This is a genomic window from Nostoc sp. TCL240-02 (assembly GCF_013343235.1).
Taxonomy (GTDB): domain Bacteria; phylum Cyanobacteriota; class Cyanobacteriia; order Cyanobacteriales; family Nostocaceae; genus Nostoc.
This window is the reverse complement of record NZ_CP040094.1, coordinates 5,926,739-5,944,166: the sequence shown is the minus strand read 5'-3', so window position 1 is coordinate 5,944,166 and position 17,428 is coordinate 5,926,739. Positions and strand designations below refer to the sequence as shown.

At 40.8% G+C, this 17,428-nt stretch carries 12 protein-coding genes; 8 read left to right on the top strand and 4 right to left on the bottom strand.

All coding sequences use genetic code 11. From position 1 onward, the window contains the following. The first annotated feature begins 175 nt into the window (after window positions 1-175). Window positions 176-2,110: a glycosyltransferase family 39 protein gene (locus FBB35_RS25355; protein WP_174711931.1), complete on the top strand. Its 1,935-nt coding sequence runs from the start codon at window positions 176-178 to the stop codon at window positions 2,108-2,110. A gap of 137 nt (window positions 2,111-2,247) precedes the next feature. On the opposite strand, the gene FBB35_RS25350 is transcribed toward FBB35_RS25355, so the two are convergent. Continuing rightward, window positions 2,248-5,496 (bottom strand): ATP-binding protein, encoded by a 3,249-nt coding sequence (locus FBB35_RS25350; protein WP_174713763.1) that lies wholly within the window; start codon window positions 5,494-5,496, stop codon window positions 2,248-2,250. A 776-nt stretch (window positions 5,497-6,272) separates the two neighbouring features. Between FBB35_RS25350 and FBB35_RS25345 the strand changes: the two genes are divergently transcribed. The 7 genes from FBB35_RS25345 (at window position 6,273) to FBB35_RS25315 (ending at window position 14,272) form a co-directional block, all read left to right on the top strand. Next, window positions 6,273-6,842 (top strand): KaiA family protein, encoded by a 570-nt coding sequence (locus FBB35_RS25345; RefSeq protein WP_174711930.1) that lies wholly within the window; start codon window positions 6,273-6,275, stop codon window positions 6,840-6,842. A 93-nt stretch (window positions 6,843-6,935) separates the two neighbouring features. After that, complete coding sequence (gene kaiB, locus FBB35_RS25340; protein WP_114082480.1) at window positions 6,936-7,250, top strand: circadian clock protein KaiB; 315 nt, start codon at window positions 6,936-6,938, stop codon at window positions 7,248-7,250. 283 nt (window positions 7,251-7,533) lie between these two features. Beyond that, window positions 7,534-9,096, top strand: coding sequence for a circadian clock protein KaiC (gene kaiC / locus FBB35_RS25335; RefSeq protein WP_174711929.1), 1,563 nt, complete (start codon window positions 7,534-7,536; stop codon window positions 9,094-9,096). A 103-nt stretch (window positions 9,097-9,199) separates the two neighbouring features. Beyond that, the gene (locus tag FBB35_RS25330; RefSeq protein WP_174711928.1) at window positions 9,200-11,389 is read left to right on the top strand and encodes a TolC family protein; all 2,190 of its coding nucleotides are present in this window, start codon (window positions 9,200-9,202) and stop codon (window positions 11,387-11,389) included. Between the two features lie 586 nt (window positions 11,390-11,975). Beyond that, window positions 11,976-12,353, top strand: a complete 378-nt coding sequence (locus tag FBB35_RS25325) for a hypothetical protein (protein ID WP_174711927.1) — start codon at window positions 11,976-11,978, stop codon at window positions 12,351-12,353. 367 nt (window positions 12,354-12,720) lie between these two features. Beyond that, the gene (locus FBB35_RS25320; RefSeq protein ID WP_174711926.1) at window positions 12,721-13,227 is read left to right on the top strand and encodes a hypothetical protein; all 507 of its coding nucleotides are present in this window, start codon (window positions 12,721-12,723) and stop codon (window positions 13,225-13,227) included. A 265-nt stretch (window positions 13,228-13,492) separates the two neighbouring features. After that, entirely contained in the window at window positions 13,493-14,272 is a 780-nt protein-coding gene (locus FBB35_RS25315; protein ID WP_174711925.1) for a photosystem II S4 domain protein, read from the top strand. Window positions 14,273-14,631: 359 nt separating this feature from the next. Here FBB35_RS25315 and FBB35_RS25310 read toward each other — a convergent pair whose 3' ends face one another. From FBB35_RS25310 to FBB35_RS25300, 3 genes are all read right to left on the bottom strand, one after another. Continuing rightward, entirely contained in the window at window positions 14,632-15,408 is a 777-nt protein-coding gene (locus tag FBB35_RS25310; RefSeq protein ID WP_174711924.1) for an SDR family oxidoreductase, read from the bottom strand. A gap of 177 nt (window positions 15,409-15,585) precedes the next feature. Beyond that, window positions 15,586-16,143 carry a hypothetical protein gene (locus FBB35_RS25305; RefSeq protein ID WP_174711923.1) on the bottom strand — a complete coding sequence of 186 codons (558 nt, stop codon included), beginning with the start codon at window positions 16,141-16,143 and terminating at the stop codon, window positions 15,586-15,588. A 629-nt stretch (window positions 16,144-16,772) separates the two neighbouring features. Then, entirely contained in the window at window positions 16,773-17,378 is a 606-nt protein-coding gene (locus FBB35_RS25300; protein WP_174711922.1) for an exopolysaccharide biosynthesis protein, read from the bottom strand. Window positions 17,379-17,428: the final 50 nt, after the last annotated feature.

Sequence of the window (17,428 nt, the reverse complement as noted above, 5' to 3'; positions counted from 1 at the left end):
GATAATTTGATAAACTCAAGAGTTTATCAAGCAGCTTGGAGCAACTGATATTGTTCCAAGGCAAAGAAGTGTAGAGTGTTAAGTACTAGATAAAAAAATTTTGAATTTGAGCCTTGAGAAGAACAAAAGATAGATAATCAACGACTATTGAGTAGTGATTGTTGACTATTGACTAATGAGCATGAAATTGAGTGTTAAGCACACTGTTGATCAGTGGTTCAACAAAATAGCAAAGAATCCGGCCCTTAGTGTCACTGTGTCGGTTTTGTGGTTAATGGTGGTTGGCTGGATAGCTTTTGGGTGGAATTTGGGCAATATTGGCTTGATTGATGAGACAGAGCCACTGTTTGCCGAAGCTTCTCGCCAGATGTTTGTCACAGGTGATTGGATAACCCCATTTTTCAATGGTGAAACTCGTTTCGATAAACCTGCTTTAATTTACTGGTGTCAGGCGATCGCATATTACATTCTTGGGGTAAATGAGTGGGCAGTACGTCTTCCTTCTGCGATCGCAGCATTTGGCTTAATTTGTTTAGCTTTTTACACAGTACAGTGGTATTTGGCTAAACAAGACGAATTAGAGCAAGTTTCACGTCCCACTCGCCGCTACTTAACATCTTTTATCGCAGCAGCGCTCATGGCACTCAATCCCGAAACTATTATTTGGGCGAGAACGGGTGTCTCTGATATGCTGCTCACCGGATGTATGGCATCAGCTTTGTTATGTTTCTTTCTAGGGTATGCAGGGAAGGAAGGGAGTAGAGGGCAGGGAGCAGGGAGCAGGGAGCAAGGGGAAAACTCCTCTCCTCTGCCCCCTGCTCCCTACCCCTCTGCCTCTTCTGCCCTATTCCCCAGTAAATGGTACTTAGCTTGTTATGTGCTAATTGCTGGTGCAATTTTGACTAAAGGCCCAGTGGGAATTGTCTTGCCAGGGATAATTGTTGCCGCCTTTTTGCTTTACGTGGGAAGGTTTAGAGAGGTATTGCGGGAAATGCGCCTCTTCCTGGGTATACTGATAATTCTAGGTTTATCAGTGCCCTGGTATGCTTTAGTAATTTGGCGCAATGGCTGGAATTATATTAATGCCTTTTTTGGTTATCACAACCTAGAACGCTTTACAGAAGTAGTTAATGGTCACTCAGCACCTTGGTATTTTTACTTTATAGTAGTGCTACTGGGCTTTGCACCATACTCCGTGTATTTACCAGTTTCTATAATAAGACTAAAGTTTTGGCAGCGATCGCACTGGCGATCCCTTGAACGTTTTCAGCAGTTTGGTTTATTCGCCTGGATTTGGTTTGCTAGCATCTTTGGCTTTTTCTGCATTGCTGTCACCAAACTGCCTAGTTATGTCTTGCCTTTAATGCCAGCAGCAGCGATCCTAGTGACGCTTTTATGGAGCGACTTTTTCCAGGATACAGAAGACAGACAAACATCTCCGGTTTCTTCCTCCCCCACTCCTTCCCTTTCCCCTACTTTTCTGCGAGTGAGTGGTTGGTTGAATGTAATGTTTTTATCAGTTCTAGCAACAGCACTGTTTAACATAACCCATATATTAGGTACTGATCCAGCTATCAGTAACTTTCACGAACTAATTCAAAAATCTGGTTTACCAGTAATAGCTGGCGTAATGTGGTTGATTTGTGCAATTTTAGTTGCTGGTTTCTTACTGAGTCGCCGATGGAACTACATTATTGGAATTAATTTACTAGGGCTTGTGGCGTTTATAATTTTCGTCTTAACGCCTGCTTCGTTTTTTATTGATCGAGAACGTCAATTACCCTTAAGAGAATTATCTGCGGTCATTCTAGAAGCAAAACAACCAAATGAAGAATTGATCATGCTTGGCTTCAAAAAGCCCAGTGTGGTATTTTACAGCCACATTCATGTAAATTATTTAGGACTTCCTCAAGAGGCTATAGAGCATATTAAAAACCAGGCCGCTAAGGGATTACAACCTGCCTCACTGTTGCTGTTGGCTGAACAGAAAAAGTTTTTACAAATGGAATTACAGCCAGATGATTACAAAAGTTTATCTACCAAAGGTGCTTATAACCTAGTTCGGGTTCCTTTTAAGAAAAAGAAAAATGAAAAAATAGACATATCATAATTGGGAATTGGGAATTGAGAACTTGTACTGAGCGAAGTCGTTCGCGTAGCGTCTCGCAGAGAAGTATTGGGAATTGCTGCCTCCCCTGAATCCCCTGCTCCCATGCTTCTTACCCATTCCCCATTCCCCATTCCCCATTAACATTTGCCATTGTAACCATTGACAGCTAAGGCTTGATTGATCTGGTTTAAGAGGTCTTCCATTGATATCGATCGCGGTAATATTTGGGTAGCGATCGCACCAACAACAGTTTCTATCGATTCCAAACCATTCTTTTTCTGCTTGTCAATTTCCTTATAAGCTACCCCAACCGGAAAATTGGTGTCTGGGCGATTTAATCGCTGATTTAGTACCAAAATTGGTGGTAATTTATCAGGTGAATCTCCCAATGTTTTCAGGGCTTTCAGCACATCTTTGTGGATAGCTGATTCTCCTAAACAAATTAGCAGTAAATCAACGCTTTGGTGGCGAATTTGTTGTAATACTTCTGCCCAACAAGGACTCATCGCCGCTTTGAAGCCTGCTGTTTGTAAATACTGAATTAAAGCTTGGAACCACTCAGATCCCCTTTCAGCAGTTTCACTACTAATTGAGCAATTTTTTGCTGTCCGATAACCCTTAGCTGGCTTACGTCTTACCTGTGGAAAATCACGCAGCATTGTCAAATCCACAACCAAGATGTTAGGAGGGCAGCAAATACCAGAAGCAATTTGCAGTACTGATAGTAAGGCATCTGTTTTTTCGATGCGACTGCTATTGTCTTTGCTAAATGGTGTTAAGTAAGGATATACAGATAACCCTGGTACTTTAGAAGCCACTAAGGTAGTTGCAACATCGCAAGTAACCAATGGTAGAGCCGCCAAACGTGGGTGCTGGATTAGTTGTTGCAGATAAATTTGGGCGGTGGTACTTTCGACATCTAGTAAAATGACATCAAATTGCCATACCCGCGCCAAAAGTTCTGCCTGATCTAAATCATCTACTTCAATCACCCGATGTTCTCGAAGTGAGGGGTGAGGATTGACTGATTCCAACTGGGGATTCACCAACCTGAGAATTCGCAGTGGTGTTTTAGGTGGGATAATGGCGCTATTTTCCAACCCTACCTGCGGAGCTACTTGTGGAGTACATAATTTTTCGAGAACTGGTGCTAATACCTGATGCTCCACTGGCAAACTTAAGAAACCATCGGCTCGATTAGCAAATGCTTTGTCCTTTTCGGCCCCCGTTGCGGTAACTATTACAGATATATGACGGGTTGCGGTGTCAGATTTTAATAAAGTCAACACATCCCAGCCTGACAGCAGGGGTAGCAACGGATTCAAAAATATCGCTATTGGTTGCAAGCGCCGAGCTTTTTCGACTGCTTCTGTCCCCGATCGCGCAATTACTACCCGATATCCTAAAGATTTGAGTTTTTCGGTCAAGTCTTCAATATATCGGGCTACTGCCTCGACTACTAAGACCAACCGTTGGGAACTCACGGGATGATGCTGTGTAGGCGTACCGATCTGCTGACGAGTGGCTGCGGTGTTTTCCCGTGTCTGTTGGTGTCGTGTCTTCTCGTCTGCTCTAATTACCATATCTGGCTCCGAAAAGCCTGTTTTCGGGGGACTGGGCGGCAGAAGTAGTGTAAACTGGCTACCTTTGCCTTCACGAGACAAGAAGCTGACATCTCCTCCGTGGAGCCTAGCTAAGGCCCGAGTTAATACTAGCCCCAAACCAGTGCCTTCAAATTGGCGGGTGAGGGGATTTTCTAGTTGTTGGAATTTTTGAAAAATTAGGTGTTGCTGGTGTTCTGGAATGCCAATACCTGTATCCCAAATTGTAAAGGCAATCCATCCTTCCCAACGACTTACCCGCAGCCCAATTTCGCCGGATATTTCAGTGAATTTAAAGGCGTTGGAAAGTAGGTGTACTAGCATCTGGCGCAAGCGCAACTCATCTGCCACCATTTCATCTAAACCTAGTTCAATGGAAAGGCAGAATAGGGGAGCAGATGAACGGGTATTTTCTTGAGTTTGGGATGTTGTTTTAGTAGTTTGAGTGTGGATGGCTTTGGCTTCCGATAGGGCGCGATCGCACACAGCACTAATTTTCACTGGTGTCAGCGTCAAATCCATTTGTCCCGTTTCCATTCGGGTCAAATCTAAAATGTCATTAACCACACTCATCAGGTGGCGACCACTTTGATGGATTAGTCCCGCATAACGGGCTTGACGCTCATTAAGTTCTCCTAACTGCTGATCCACCAGCAAGCGCGATAATCCTAAAACGGCAGTTAGGGGAGTTTTGAGTTCATGACTAATACAAGCTAAAAACTCGTCCTTCAACCGATTTAGTTGAATTAAATCCGCATTTTTCGCAGCTAATTCTTTGCAAAGCTGCTGCTGTTCAGTGACATCAGTAGCTAAAACTAACCACAAATCATTGCTGAGTACAACCTCAGCTTCAGCACTCATGACTTTAAACTCAGGACTATCTAAAGGAATTTTGGCAAACTGCCAGATTCGCTCCTGACCATTTTGCACTTCCACAACACAGGTACAAGTACCTACTTGACTATCTAAATAGCAGCGACTGTATACAGCATCTGGTGATGCTTCTTGCTGAGTCAGTTCCTCTTCACTACCATATTCATTCTCCCTGCCATTGGGATGAACCTTGATTGCTCGTTGGGTGACATATTCAGATTTTTCGGAGGGTTTAGGGACAAGTATTGCTTCCACTTGTTGCCTAACTCCTTCTGGATCTTTTAAGGCTCCTAATTGCTGCCACCAGGCGGGATTCCGGGTTAACACTTCGCCAGTAGATGTTTGCAACATTAAAGGCCAAGGCAATCTTTCCAATAACAGTATCAGTGGCTGGTGTCCCAATGATTTTGCTTTATTTGGCGGCTGTACATCAGCATCATACTCATGGCGCGACCTCTGGATACCTGAGCTTTGTAAACCAACCATGCGTTCCCTAGCCAGCGATCGCAACAGGTGGGAATTATCCAGCAGACCCAAATATCGACCATCAGAGTCAATCAGCGCCCAATCTAAGTTCTGGTGTTTTTCGGCTTGTAGATAACCCAAGTGCAAGCTTAATTGCTCTACACGCTCAGAAGCTGATATTGTCTGTATTGGCTCAATTAAACCTTGACCCCAAGTAGAGAGTGGTTGATGTAAATTTAGATTTTTATCGTCACTATGTGCTAATAATTTTTGGATTAAACGGACAGAATACAGCAATCCAATGGGGCATTGCTGCTGATTCACTACTACCAAGCGATCGCACTGCTCTTGCTCAAAAATCTCCAGCACCACTGCCAAAGAAGATGTTTGGAGGCAGCTAGCTACGGTTGCCTGAAAGTCAGAAAGCGGGTAATCTAGCATTAACATAGGGCTTTGGGGGTCATTCTTCCTGTGGGAACCTCCGGCATCTCCATCTGCCAACTGTTGATGGTCTTTTCGCCTGAAGCCATATCCTCTAAGAAGACTCATATAAGCAACTCTGGTTATTTCAACGCCATTAAATAAAACAACGGGATTTCCCCTCACGGACACTTGCTTGTAGACGAGTGCATTTTTCCAAGAGGCGACGTTTCTGATTTATAGCAACTAGCCTCCCCAGTGTCTTACTGGTATTTAAACTCCCGATCGATAGTGACGGCTACAACAATTATGGCCCCAAAGATTCGCTTTAGAACCTTGAGGAATTATAATGATTTAGAATGCGACAATCCTTTAAGTTCGTTTAAGTATCTTATCAAGGAGAAAAATTAAAAAATATATCTATTTATATACATAGATACAGATATGCAAACAATAAATTAGGTAGTAAATCTTTTATAGCGACAGATACCTCACCATCAAAGATTTACTAAGTCTTAATACTCAGTTGCTGCATTAAGCTGTTGAGTTGCTAGCACAAGCAGGCATAAATAAATATCCAGTTGAAAAAAGCTAAAAAGTTTAAGTTTAGTGCATAAGCTTTCTTACTTCCCACCTCCAGCAAGAACTGCCTTCTTGCAGTATCTGTGAACACAGAGCGTTATTTTTGGGGTAAAGTCGCCAGTTTACTGCACATCAAGAGGTATTACCCTAGAAGCGTTAGCCAAAACTTATCAGCCCACGTTTCTTGGTCAAGGCGATCAAGGAGATAGATTAAAGAGTAAATGTTATTACCGATATTGATTCTGCGACCTGATGTTAACAAATGTTTAGATAAACTAGTTGACTTAGCCAAGCAAAAAGGTTGGATTGCTTGGGTGTGGAAATTTATTGATGCGATCATCGCCCAATTTTGCTATTTACCTGTTACTGCAACAATCAACTATTTACCAAATTGGCCGCAACAAAATCTCAGTAAGGCATACACTAGCAAGTACGTCTATGTATTTGCCAGCCAGATGCAAAAAAGCCAACAGCATTTTCACGAGATGAATCCAGCCGAAAGGCAAGGATTATTAAGACAGCTTAAATTAGATTACAGTCTAATACTTATAAATTATTTTACCACAGACAAAACACTCAAAGAAAAGATTGATAAATTTATCAATACTATATTTTATGCTAATATTCCTGTGCCCCAAATAATCGAAATTCACATGGAGGTAATTGAAGAATTCTCTATCCAGCTAAAATTAGAAGGAAGAAGCAATGAAACCTTACTTGATTACCGGCTGACGTTGATAGATATATTGGCTCACTTATGTGAAGTCTATAGGAGTTCGATTCCTAAATAAAATAAGTTTATTTATTAATATTTAACTTGGAACAAGCTAACACTGTTAGTTATTACCAACGTGCGAACACATCCGTAACTAGCCTGTAAATATATGATTAAAGCCAAAAAAACCTATGTTCTCAAGCTTTACGTAGCAGGGAACACCCCTAATTCAGTTCGGGCATTGAAAACACTCAAAAATATTTTAGAACAGGAGTTTGAAGGTGTTTATGCTTTAAAAGTGATCGATGTATTAAAAAGCCCACAATTGGCAGAAGAAGATAAAATATTGGCAACGCCAACATTATCCAAAATTTTGCCTCCACCCGTTCGCAAAATTATCGGCGATCTTTCAGATCGAGAAAGAGTATTGATTGGATTAGATTTGCTTTATGAAGAACTGAGTGAAGCAGATTTTGAAGAGTAAAATAATTAATGATACAAGATAGCGTTTATAAAGTAAATTTTAACTGTGTAGGAAAAGCATTATGTTGCTTTAGTCAAGACAGCTTTATTACCCTTTATCTTAGAGCATGACAGCAAAATATTTATTTTAAATATTAAATCTATTTATTTTTGCTATTTCTCTGTCATATTGTAACCTAACACACCTTACTTGCTTAACATTTAGGTTATAATTAGTCTGGAAAAATTGAGTACAAATTTTACTAATAAAACAACAGTTTTTAATACCCTTTTATTATCAAGCAATGAGTCAAAACAAGCAAGTAGAACCCAATAAGACACCAAAAAATGGGGGTGTAGAAAAAATTCGCACGATGATTGAAGGGTTTGACGATATTAGTCATGGTGGTTTACCAATTGGTAGAACTACCTTGGTCAGTGGCACTTCAGGTACAGGTAAAACTTTATTGTCTCTTCAGTTTCTGTATAACGGTATCACCTACTTTGATGAAGCAGGTGTATTTGTTACTTTTGAAGAATCACCCAGCGATATTATTAAAAATGCTCATGTTTTTGGTTGGAATTTACCTCGCTTAATCGAAGAAGGCAAGTTATTTATTCTTGATGCATCTCCCGATCCAGAAGGTCAAGATATCGTTGGAAATTTTGATCTTTCTGCACTCATTGAACGCTTGCAATATGCCATTCGCAAATACAAAGCTAAACGAGTTTCAATTGACTCAATGACAGCAGTATTTCAGCAGTACGAAGCGATGGGAGTAGTACGACGCGAGATTTTTCGCTTAGTAGCACGTCTCAAAATACTGAATGTCACCACTGTAATTACCACTGAACGCAGTGAAGAATATGGCCCCGTTGCTTCTTTTGGAGTGGAAGAATTTGTTTCTGATAATGTAGTAATTGTTCGCAACGTTTTAGAAGGAGAACGCCGCCGTCGCACAGTTGAAATTCTCAAATTGCGCGGTACAACTCATATGAAAGGCGAGTATCCCTTCACAATTACTAATGAAGGAGTTAACATCTTTCCACTAGGAGCAATGCGTTTAACTCAGCGTTCATCTAATATCAGGGTATCTTCTGGTGTCAAAATCTTAGATGAAATGTGCGGTGGTGGTTTCTTTAAAGATTCTATTATTTTGGCAACAGGAGCCACAGGTACTGGTAAAACCTTGTTAGTGAGTAAGTTTATTCAAGATGGCTGCCTCAATGGAGAACAGGCAATATTATTTGCTTACGAAGAATCACGCGCCCAACTATCTCGTAATGCTTCTTCTTGGGGAATTGATTTTGAAGAATTAGAGGAGCAAGGTTTACTAAAAATAATTTGTACCTATCCTGAATCAACTGGTTTAGAAGACCATTTACAAATTATTAAATCAGAAATTGCTGTCTTTAAACCAGCTCGGATTGCCATTGATTCCCTATCAGCATTAGCTAGAGGAGTGAGCAATAATGCATTTAGGCAGTTTGTAATTGGTGTAACGGGTTATGCTAAACAAGAAGAAATTACTGGTTTCTTTACCAACACAACTGACCAATTTCTAGGAGCGCATTCGATTACTGACTCTCATATATCTACGATTACCGATACAATTCTAATGTTACAGTACGTAGAAATTCGTGGAGAAATGTCGCGGGCAATTAACGTATTTAAAATGCGCGGGTCTTGGCATGATAAGGGCATTCGTGAGTATAATATCACTGCCGACGGGCCCGATATTAAAGATTCTTTCAGAAACTACGAACGGATTATCAGCGGTGCTCCTACTCGCGTTAGTATCGATGAAAAGGCGGAACTTTCTCGCATTGTTAGACGTTTTGAAGACAAACAGAGTTCCGAACCCTAAATTTAGTATCGTAGTATATTCTTTCCTAAATTTAGTATCGTGCTATATTCTGTGGTGAAGAAAGGTTTTCTGCCGCTAGATTGATTTTCGTGTGAGGGATGCGGTGAAAGGACAGCAATTATTCTATAGCTTCTTGCCTGGTGTCACGGCAGCGGTTTTAACAACTCAGCCTGCTTGGGCTGGTACTGTAAAACTAACTGGGGTACAGCTGGCTTCTTCTCCTAGTGTTTTGACTTCTACTTATGGTCAAAGCTCGGTTGTGGATATGATGAATACGCAATTGCCGCATGGTGCAAATGTTAGTGTTCCAACCCTACTACCTGGTTTTGGTTTTACTAAACTTAGTATGAAGCCTTTAAGTAATAACAGTATTCCAGTATTTACGGCTGGAAATACTGTTGTGCCAATAAAACAAGTACTTAAGAAAGATGAAGGTAGATTTGTCAGTTTGACACCTACCTCTAATTCTTCCCAACAGCTAGATGTTAGCCGTTCTGCTCAAAATAACCAAAAACAGAGTAGCTCAAGCATTTCTGGGCAGAAATCAGAGAGTATAGTAGTTCCCAACTACACTTCAAAACCTTCTTCTGTCCAAAGAAAAATTTTATCCCTGTCTGCTGCACAGCAGCCAGTGGTTCAAAAGAAAAATGCTGTTACTGAGTTGCAAACATTTTTACAAACTTCAGCTACAGGTGGAGAATCAGCAAAACTGTTGTCAGCGCCAAGATGCCCACAGGAGTCAGGGAAAAGCAAGACTGATTCCTCAGCGACTTTGCTACTGGCTTCAAGCACCTGTTTACAACAAAATGCTATCGGCCGCATTGCTCAGAATAATACCCCGATTCCGGCAAATTCGACACAGGTTCCCACTGTGCCAGGAACCGTAACTCCTGCACCATCAGGGACAGTGCAACCTTCCACTGTGCCGAGAACCATAACTCCTGTGCCATCAGGGCCGGTGAAAATTCCCGATAACCTGATTCCTAGCTCAAATCCCTTGCAATTTCCTACCAAACCGGAGGAAGTGACACTTAAGGGAAATCAGCCAATTACTTTGGCACAAGCTCTGGAGCTAGCACGGCGTAACAATCACGATTTACAGGTGTCGATATTAGAGCTAGAACGCAATAAAGCGGCTCTACGTGAGGCACAAGCTGCTTTATTGCCAACTCTGGGAATTAGCGCTGATATTACTCGTAGTCAGTCTGCCAGTAGTCAGCTCTCGTCGAAACTTCAAGAACAACAGACGGGTATCTCATCGCCAGATGAAGCTAGTACATCTTTTTCCGGTCAAGCACAGCTGTCATATAACATCTATACTTCTGGGAGAGTGCAAGCTAGCATCAGAGCGGCTGAAGAACAGGTACGTTTCAATGAATTGGCTGTAGAAACTCAGTCTGAAACAATCCGTTTGAATGTTGCCACTGACTACTACAATCTGCAACAAGCGGATGAACAAGTACGTATTGCTCAGTCGGCTGTGCAAAACTCTGAGGCTAGTTTGCGTGATGCGGAAGCTTTAGAGCGAGCTGGGGTTGGTACGCGGTTTGATGTGTTGCGATCGCAGGTGAATTTAGCAAATGCTCAACAAGATTTGACTAATGCTAGATCGCAGCAGGCAATTTCCCGTCGTCAATTAGCAACTCGGATAAGTTTGCCGCAGGGGATAAATATCAGTGCCGCCGACCCTGTACAATTAGCTGGTCTTTGGAACCCAACACTAGAACAAAGTATTGTGCTGGCTTATCAAAATCGTCCAGAATTGCAACAGCAGTTGGCACAACGCAATATCAGCGAACAACAGCGTAGACAGGCTCTTGCAGAACTAGGCCCTCAAGTTAGTTTGGTAGGCAGTTACAACCTACTAGACCAGTTCAATGATAATGTCAGCGTTACTGATGGTTATTCATTGGGAGTTAGAGCAACCATCAATTTGTATGATGGGGGAGCGGCAAGAGCAAGAGCAGCTCAGTCTAGAGTTAATATTGCGATCGCAGAAACTCAATTTGCTGAACAGCGCAACCAAATTCGCTTTCAGGTAGAACAAGCCTATTCTACCCAGCAATCTAGTTTGGAGAATGTTCAAACCTCTAACACCGCTTTAGAACAAGCTAGAGAAGCTCTACGTTTAGCGCGTTTGCGATTCCAAGCTGGTGTAGGAACTCAAACTGATGTTATTAACTCTGAAAACGACCTCACAAGGGCTGAAGGTAATCGAGTCACAGCAATTTTGGATTACAACCGCGCTTTAGCTCAGTTACAACGATCTGTTACCCTCAGAGCGCTACGCTAGTACTGCTGACTTAACCTCTCAATTAAAAATTCTGAAAGCCTCATTGAAAGATGAGGCTTTTTAGTAAAAAAGACCGGAATTTTAACTCTCTACACACCTAAAATTCCCACTGTTCATCTGAAAGTGATTTAATTGCATAACCTAATTAAATAAGCTGTCGCGCCTACAAGTTGCCTCATAATCTCTTAGGTAAAACCTGTAAACCCTCCCCTCTGCCCCTCTGCTCCCCTGCTGTCTCAATGTGCAAATTAAAAACACAACAGCTTATCAGTCTTTGTGGGGCAATACTTTTCGGATAAACCCAATAATCTCTCTTTTGGTGTGGGGAAACGTTAAAGGGCAATGGGGAAAGAGAAATTCAAACCCTTTCCCTTTCCCGTTTACCCTTAACCGAAAAGTATTACTTTGTGAGGTGGGCAACATGAGCGCTCTCTAAATGAAAATTAAATATGGCACAGTTTAATTCTTAACTGAACTTTCTCAAAGAGATTTTGAATTTTGAAAGTGCTGCGAAAACGCATAACAGGAATTTTGTAAAATGATGTAGCATAACTGAATGTTCGCTCGCTAGCCTTGTCAAAGACTCATGACTAAAGTAACATCTCAAGAAATTGCACAGTTTCGCTCTCAATTGGCTGACGATCCTAGCGATATGGAAGCGCTGGATTTGATTGAAGACTGTGATGGAGATTTAGAAGATGCGGCAATGACGCTAGCTATTAGAGCAGGACAACAACCAGAAAGAGCAAATTCTGAGTGGTTAGATGCCTTGGCTAGAAAATGGCGTGTGGTTATTTGCGAACAAGAATACCGGGAAGATTTGCTTAATACTTCACCTCAAAAGATGATGGAAAATCTAAAAGCAATGCCGACATTTCCCACGATTTTGGCAACGCCAGTTTTGATATATGTTCTCAAACAAGGCGTAAACAATTTTTGTGAGCCACTAGATTCGCTCAAGTGATCAGCCCATATATATTTAACTAATGCTTAACTTGCGTGATGCGTGCGGCGGGCTACGCCTACGCAATTTGCAGTTGAGTTTAATACAGACCTAACGCCCAATCCCTTCTCTACAATGGAAGGGAAGTAATACCAATTCTCTATGAAGATGCGCTAAACCATAAGTAAAAGAAAGAAAAACGAACCGCAAAGGACGCAAAGGACACAAAGAAAGAAGTTAAAAGGGTTTGGCGCAGCCTCACAAAGAAATGGTATAAGAATCAAAGCCTTTCTTAACTCCAAACTCCTACCCAATGTAAGATCGATTCGACCAAGACTGATACGCTGTTAATTAAGGCAAAACTTATATTAGACAAATTGTAAAATCAATGAATTACCTTGTTGCCGTATTACCAGACCGCATTCAAGCCGAAGCTGCTTACTTAGCTTTAGAAGAAGAAGGCATAAACAGTACTATCTTGGGGAAGGGCTATAAAACGGCTGACGAGTTTGGCTTAATTGACCCCAAAGACCAAGCCAAAAAGCAAGCACAACTGATGGCAACCTGGCTGATACCATTTGGCTTTTTTGCAGGTTTTACATTCAGCCTCATCACGGGTTTAGATACTTTTGCCTGGGCGGGTGAAATTGGCAATCACATCGTTGGCGGACTGCTGGGTGCTGCTAGTGGTGCTATGGGTGGTGTGGTTGTGGGTGGCGGAGTCGGTTTACTTGTCGGTAGTGGTGATGCCTTGCCTTATCGAAACCGCTTAGACGCGGGTAAATACTTAGTTGCCGTTCAAGGCTCTGAAACTCTCACTCGGCAAGCGACCCGAATATTACGTCAGTTTGATCCAGAAAATATCCAAGGTTATGCTGACACAAGTAGCGTGTGATAAAAAATCCTGGTTTACGCATTACAACAGACAAGGATTCACTTTTGAAGCGGTAAAAGTACTGGTCAATTTTGCTTTACTGGGCGAGAACTCAAGAGAATTATCCCTCATTCTCCAGATGGTGTGTTGCCTCAATTCGCATTTTGGAAAAACTAGAAATGTAACAAATTGCTAGAGATGGGAACCTACTGAAATGGGAATTAAAGTTAGAATCAAGACAGTTATAGCAGTTTAATTCTCAATTCATAACTCATAATTTTTAAGAATGTTGCCACGAGAAGAACTTTTAAAGGGTGTTGAAAATCGAGATAGTGTAGCTCGTGTAATTGATCAAGCGGAACAAGCTATCAAAATTTGGGAAGTGGTTTTGACAGATTTTCTATCTCCCCCAGAATTGGCGGAAATTCAACGGGTGTTTAACCGATTAACAGAAGTGCAATTAGTTGCATGGGGCGGATATCCCCAAGCTGAACGCCAAAGAATAGCGATCGCTCGTTCGGAACTTCCCTTAGATCAATCTCAAGTCAGCCTTGTCGCCGTGGAAATTGCTGGTAACTTCTTGTTTGATACCGCCTCTCACCGCGACTTTTTAGGCGCAATGTTGGGAACAGGAATTGTTCGTGAAAAGACAGGAGACGTTATTGTCTTGGGAGAACGAGGGGCCCAGGCGATTGTCGCCCCAGAGTTAGTAGAATTTTTGGAAATGAGTCTTAAGCAGGTGCGATCGGTTCCTGTGAAGACTCAGCGAATTGAGATAGCTGAATTAAGGGTTCGGGAACCAAAGAAAAAAGAACTAACTACTGTAGAGGCTTCTTTGCGGTTAGATGCGATCGCATCTGCTGGTTTTGGTATGTCCCGCAGCAAAATGGTTGACTTCATTGATGCTGGTGATGTCCGCGTTAATTGGAAGGAAGTTACACAAGCTAGTTCTCAAGTCAAATCAGGTGACTTAATCGCCATTCGCTCTAAAGGGCGTTTAGAAGTTGGAGAAATCGCAGTTACAAAAAAAGACCGTTACCGAGTTCAATTAACAAGGTATATGTAATAAGTGAGGAGTTAAGAGGTTTAAATTCATCAGTTTCTTTACCCCTCAATTCTTAACTCCTAATAGGATGTTTGAAAAGTCTACCCTTATATTCAAATACCCCTCTAGCCCTCCTTAAAAAGGGTAGAATAACCTTCTCAAAGTCCTCCTTAAAAAGGAGGATTTAGGAGGAGCTCAATTTTTGGATACCTCAGTTACCACTTTTCAAACATCTTCTAACTATATATAGAACTCATATTTGATTTCTGAAAACATTCGTTACAACTTAAAGAGCCTTTTTGCCTATTGCCTCCTACGCCAACAATTAGGATTACGCCACGCTTCGCAAACAGAAATCAAAGCGGATTGCTAGACATAACTTAGGCTTTAAAGTGTTTTGCTAATATATTCAGCAGAAGTTTGCGCGGTACGAGCCGAGATAATTTGCTTCTAATTTGAGTGCTAGTATCAGAACTAATAACAGTTGGATAGCCTTTTTCCAAAGCATCTAAAGATTCACAAACAACTTTTTCGGAAGAATACACTTTATCTGTAGTACTTGCCAGTGCTGGAGGAAAATTAGCTTCCGTAAAAAAATTTGTTTCTATTGGACCTGGACAAGTGACCAAAATACGGACACCATATTGACGATTTTCTGCCCATAGTGCTTCACTAAAACTGAGAATAAAGGCTTTACTGGCAGCATAAACAGAAAGGTATGGTATCGGTTGAAATGCGGTAATAGAGGATACGTTAATAATACTTCCAGACCGTCGTTGCCGCATCATGGGTAGAAATTTATGGGTTAAATCTACCAATGCTAAAATGTTTAATTGTACAATTTTAATTTGTCTTTCTCCATCGCCTTCGGCAAAGTCACCATAGTAACCAAAACCAGCATTGTTGATTAATAAGTCAATAGTTAATCCCTTTGCTTTAGTGGCATCAAATACAGCAGCAGCTGCATTAGGTTCCGTGAGGTCTTGGATTATAACGTCTACTTGAATTTTGTGTTGTTCTTGTAGTTGTTTAGCTAATTGACTCAGTTTCTCTTCGGAACGAGCTACGAGTACAAGATTTGTATTGCGTGCAGCTAGTTCCTGGGCAAAAGCTTTACCAATACCACTAGAGGCACCAGTAATTAAAGCAGTTGGCATTCTAAATATTTAGATAGTTTTTAAGCAGCTTATAAATCTTACCTATGCTGGCTATAAGTTTTAACTACCTAAAGTGATATACCCAAAAGGGTAAAACCATTGCTTAGTACTGAATGAGGGTCATGTCCCAAATAATGATTTTTCTCATAGCAATTCAGAATAGATTTGAATTGCTAGCTACCATTTTTCAGACCAATAGATTATTTCTGAGGCGGAACTATTAATAGCGACACCATAGCTATCTCCATGATTCCATTTAAAGCCAGGTCTGCCTTTGTCGTCTGCATTCAATACTAGTATTTCATAAGTAGCTGGAAAAGATTCTGTATGAGAGTCGCTCGTATAGAAAAAAGTTGTTGGCACACCGTTAAGTTGATTTATGTGGTCGTTTGTGTTGCCACCTGTATATTTGTATTTTGCACTATTTCTGTATTGTGACAGTAATTTTTCTATCTTGTTTGGTGGCTGTTTCAGCCTAATTTGAAAAAAAGCATTTCCTTGCAAAAATTCTGGAGAGTAAGCAATCCGAACGTCTTTGGCATCAGTAGGAATCTGATTAGGAAAATGTTTTACTTGATCATTATCAGACCATAGCTGATTACGAATTTCTCTGTAGCGTGATGTATTAGTTATTATTTTAGGCTTGTTAGTACTGCTAAAAGCTGTTCTCATAAAAAAGCTTCCCCCGACAATACAAAGGCTAGCAAGGGCTAATAGAAATGGCGATCGCTTCATGAAGTTGGGTGCGTCTAACTTTTATAGTCATATACCCAACTAATAAACTAAATTCGTACTATTGCGGATATAGTATCAGAGATATTAACAAAAACTTTGCGTATTTAGGTAAAATTGAGGATATTTGTAAAATTACTGTGAAGCTAGTCAATGATTATCTAGTAAAAAACCGCAGGTTATCCTCGTTCAGACTAGTACTAGTTTTATAGCTAACGAAATCAATTCCACAGTTATCCATTTTTTTCAATTCTTCCTGATGCAGCAAGAACTAAGGCGGATATATAAATAGTAGATGCACCTTAATTAAATCACAGCCCTCCGCTTTTAGCTGAGGGCTTTTTTTAATTAAATTTATACTTTTAAAGTAAAATAAATCTGTTAAAAACCTAATTTTCCCGGATATAGGAATTAATTAAGTGGATTAATAAATGGTAGATGCACCCTAATAAATTACAGCCCTTAGCTTCAAGCTAGGGGCTTTTTTATTGCTTGTAGTTTTTAATGCGTCGATAAAATTAATTTTATTGAAAGTCTAATTTCCCCGGATATAGGAATTAATAAAGCGGATTAATAAATGGTAGATGCACCCTAATAAATTACAGTCCTTAGCTTTAAGCTAGGGGCTTTTATTATTTAAAAATAGATGGTAGTAAACTGGGAGATAACCATACTGCATAACCCAAAAATCCAAATAGCAAGGTAATTAAGAAAGTAATGGCGTAGCTGATGCAAATTAATAACCCATCAGATTCGATAGTGGCAACAGTTAAAAGTAAAATACCTATAGTGGGGATAGGATTTGTAAACGGAATTGGTAATATTAGTAAGATTGTTAATAAAGAGATACAAAACCCATTAATTCGCCAAATCAAAGGATTATGGGCTATTTTTGTCAATCGGGGACGGGCGATTTTATGTAAAACTTTGGTAAGATGCCCCAAATTTTGTAAAAGTAACTCGGCAAAGGGACGAGGAAACTTGTAGTTAGCGATTCTTTTCGGCAGCCAAGGCGATCGCCTCCCCAAAACCATTTGCGCTGACAACAGTAAACAAGCACCACCAAAAGGGCCAGTTAATCCCGGTGGCATAGGAAATAAAAAGGGCAAAACTAATAATGTAATCACCAGGCTGAATCCTCGTTCTGAGGTTTCTGCCAGAACATCACCTAGAGTAAGCGGTTGTTCCGCTAGGCGTTGTAACAGGGACTTTATATCTTGAGAAAATCTCAGATGCATTTGGCGTGAGTTGATGCGACTTCCCACATTTTTAGCAGAGGGAAATAGAG

Bases quoted from the DNA above. Each gene is read 5' to 3' on its own strand.
- FBB35_RS25355 (WP_174711931.1), top strand. From the start codon at position 176: ATGAGCATGAAATTGAGTGTTAAGCACACTGTTGATCAGTGGTTCAAC.
- FBB35_RS25350 (WP_174713763.1), bottom strand. From the start codon at position 5,496: ATGTTAATGCTAGATTACCCGCTTTCTGACTTTCAGGCAACCGTAGCT.
- FBB35_RS25345 (WP_174711930.1), top strand. From the start codon at position 6,273: ATGTTATTACCGATATTGATTCTGCGACCTGATGTTAACAAATGTTTA.
- kaiB (WP_114082480.1), top strand. From the start codon at position 6,936: ATGATTAAAGCCAAAAAAACCTATGTTCTCAAGCTTTACGTAGCAGGG.
- kaiC (WP_174711929.1), top strand. From the start codon at position 7,534: ATGAGTCAAAACAAGCAAGTAGAACCCAATAAGACACCAAAAAATGGG.
- FBB35_RS25325 (WP_174711927.1), top strand. From the start codon at position 11,976: ATGACTAAAGTAACATCTCAAGAAATTGCACAGTTTCGCTCTCAATTG.
- FBB35_RS25320 (WP_174711926.1), top strand. From the start codon at position 12,721: ATGAATTACCTTGTTGCCGTATTACCAGACCGCATTCAAGCCGAAGCT.
- FBB35_RS25315 (WP_174711925.1), top strand. From the start codon at position 13,493: ATGTTGCCACGAGAAGAACTTTTAAAGGGTGTTGAAAATCGAGATAGT.
- FBB35_RS25310 (WP_174711924.1), bottom strand. From the start codon at position 15,408: ATGCCAACTGCTTTAATTACTGGTGCCTCTAGTGGTATTGGTAAAGCT.
- FBB35_RS25305 (WP_174711923.1), bottom strand. From the start codon at position 16,143: ATGAAGCGATCGCCATTTCTATTAGCCCTTGCTAGCCTTTGTATTGTC.
- FBB35_RS25300 (WP_174711922.1), bottom strand. From the start codon at position 17,378: ATGCATCTGAGATTTTCTCAAGATATAAAGTCCCTGTTACAACGCCTA.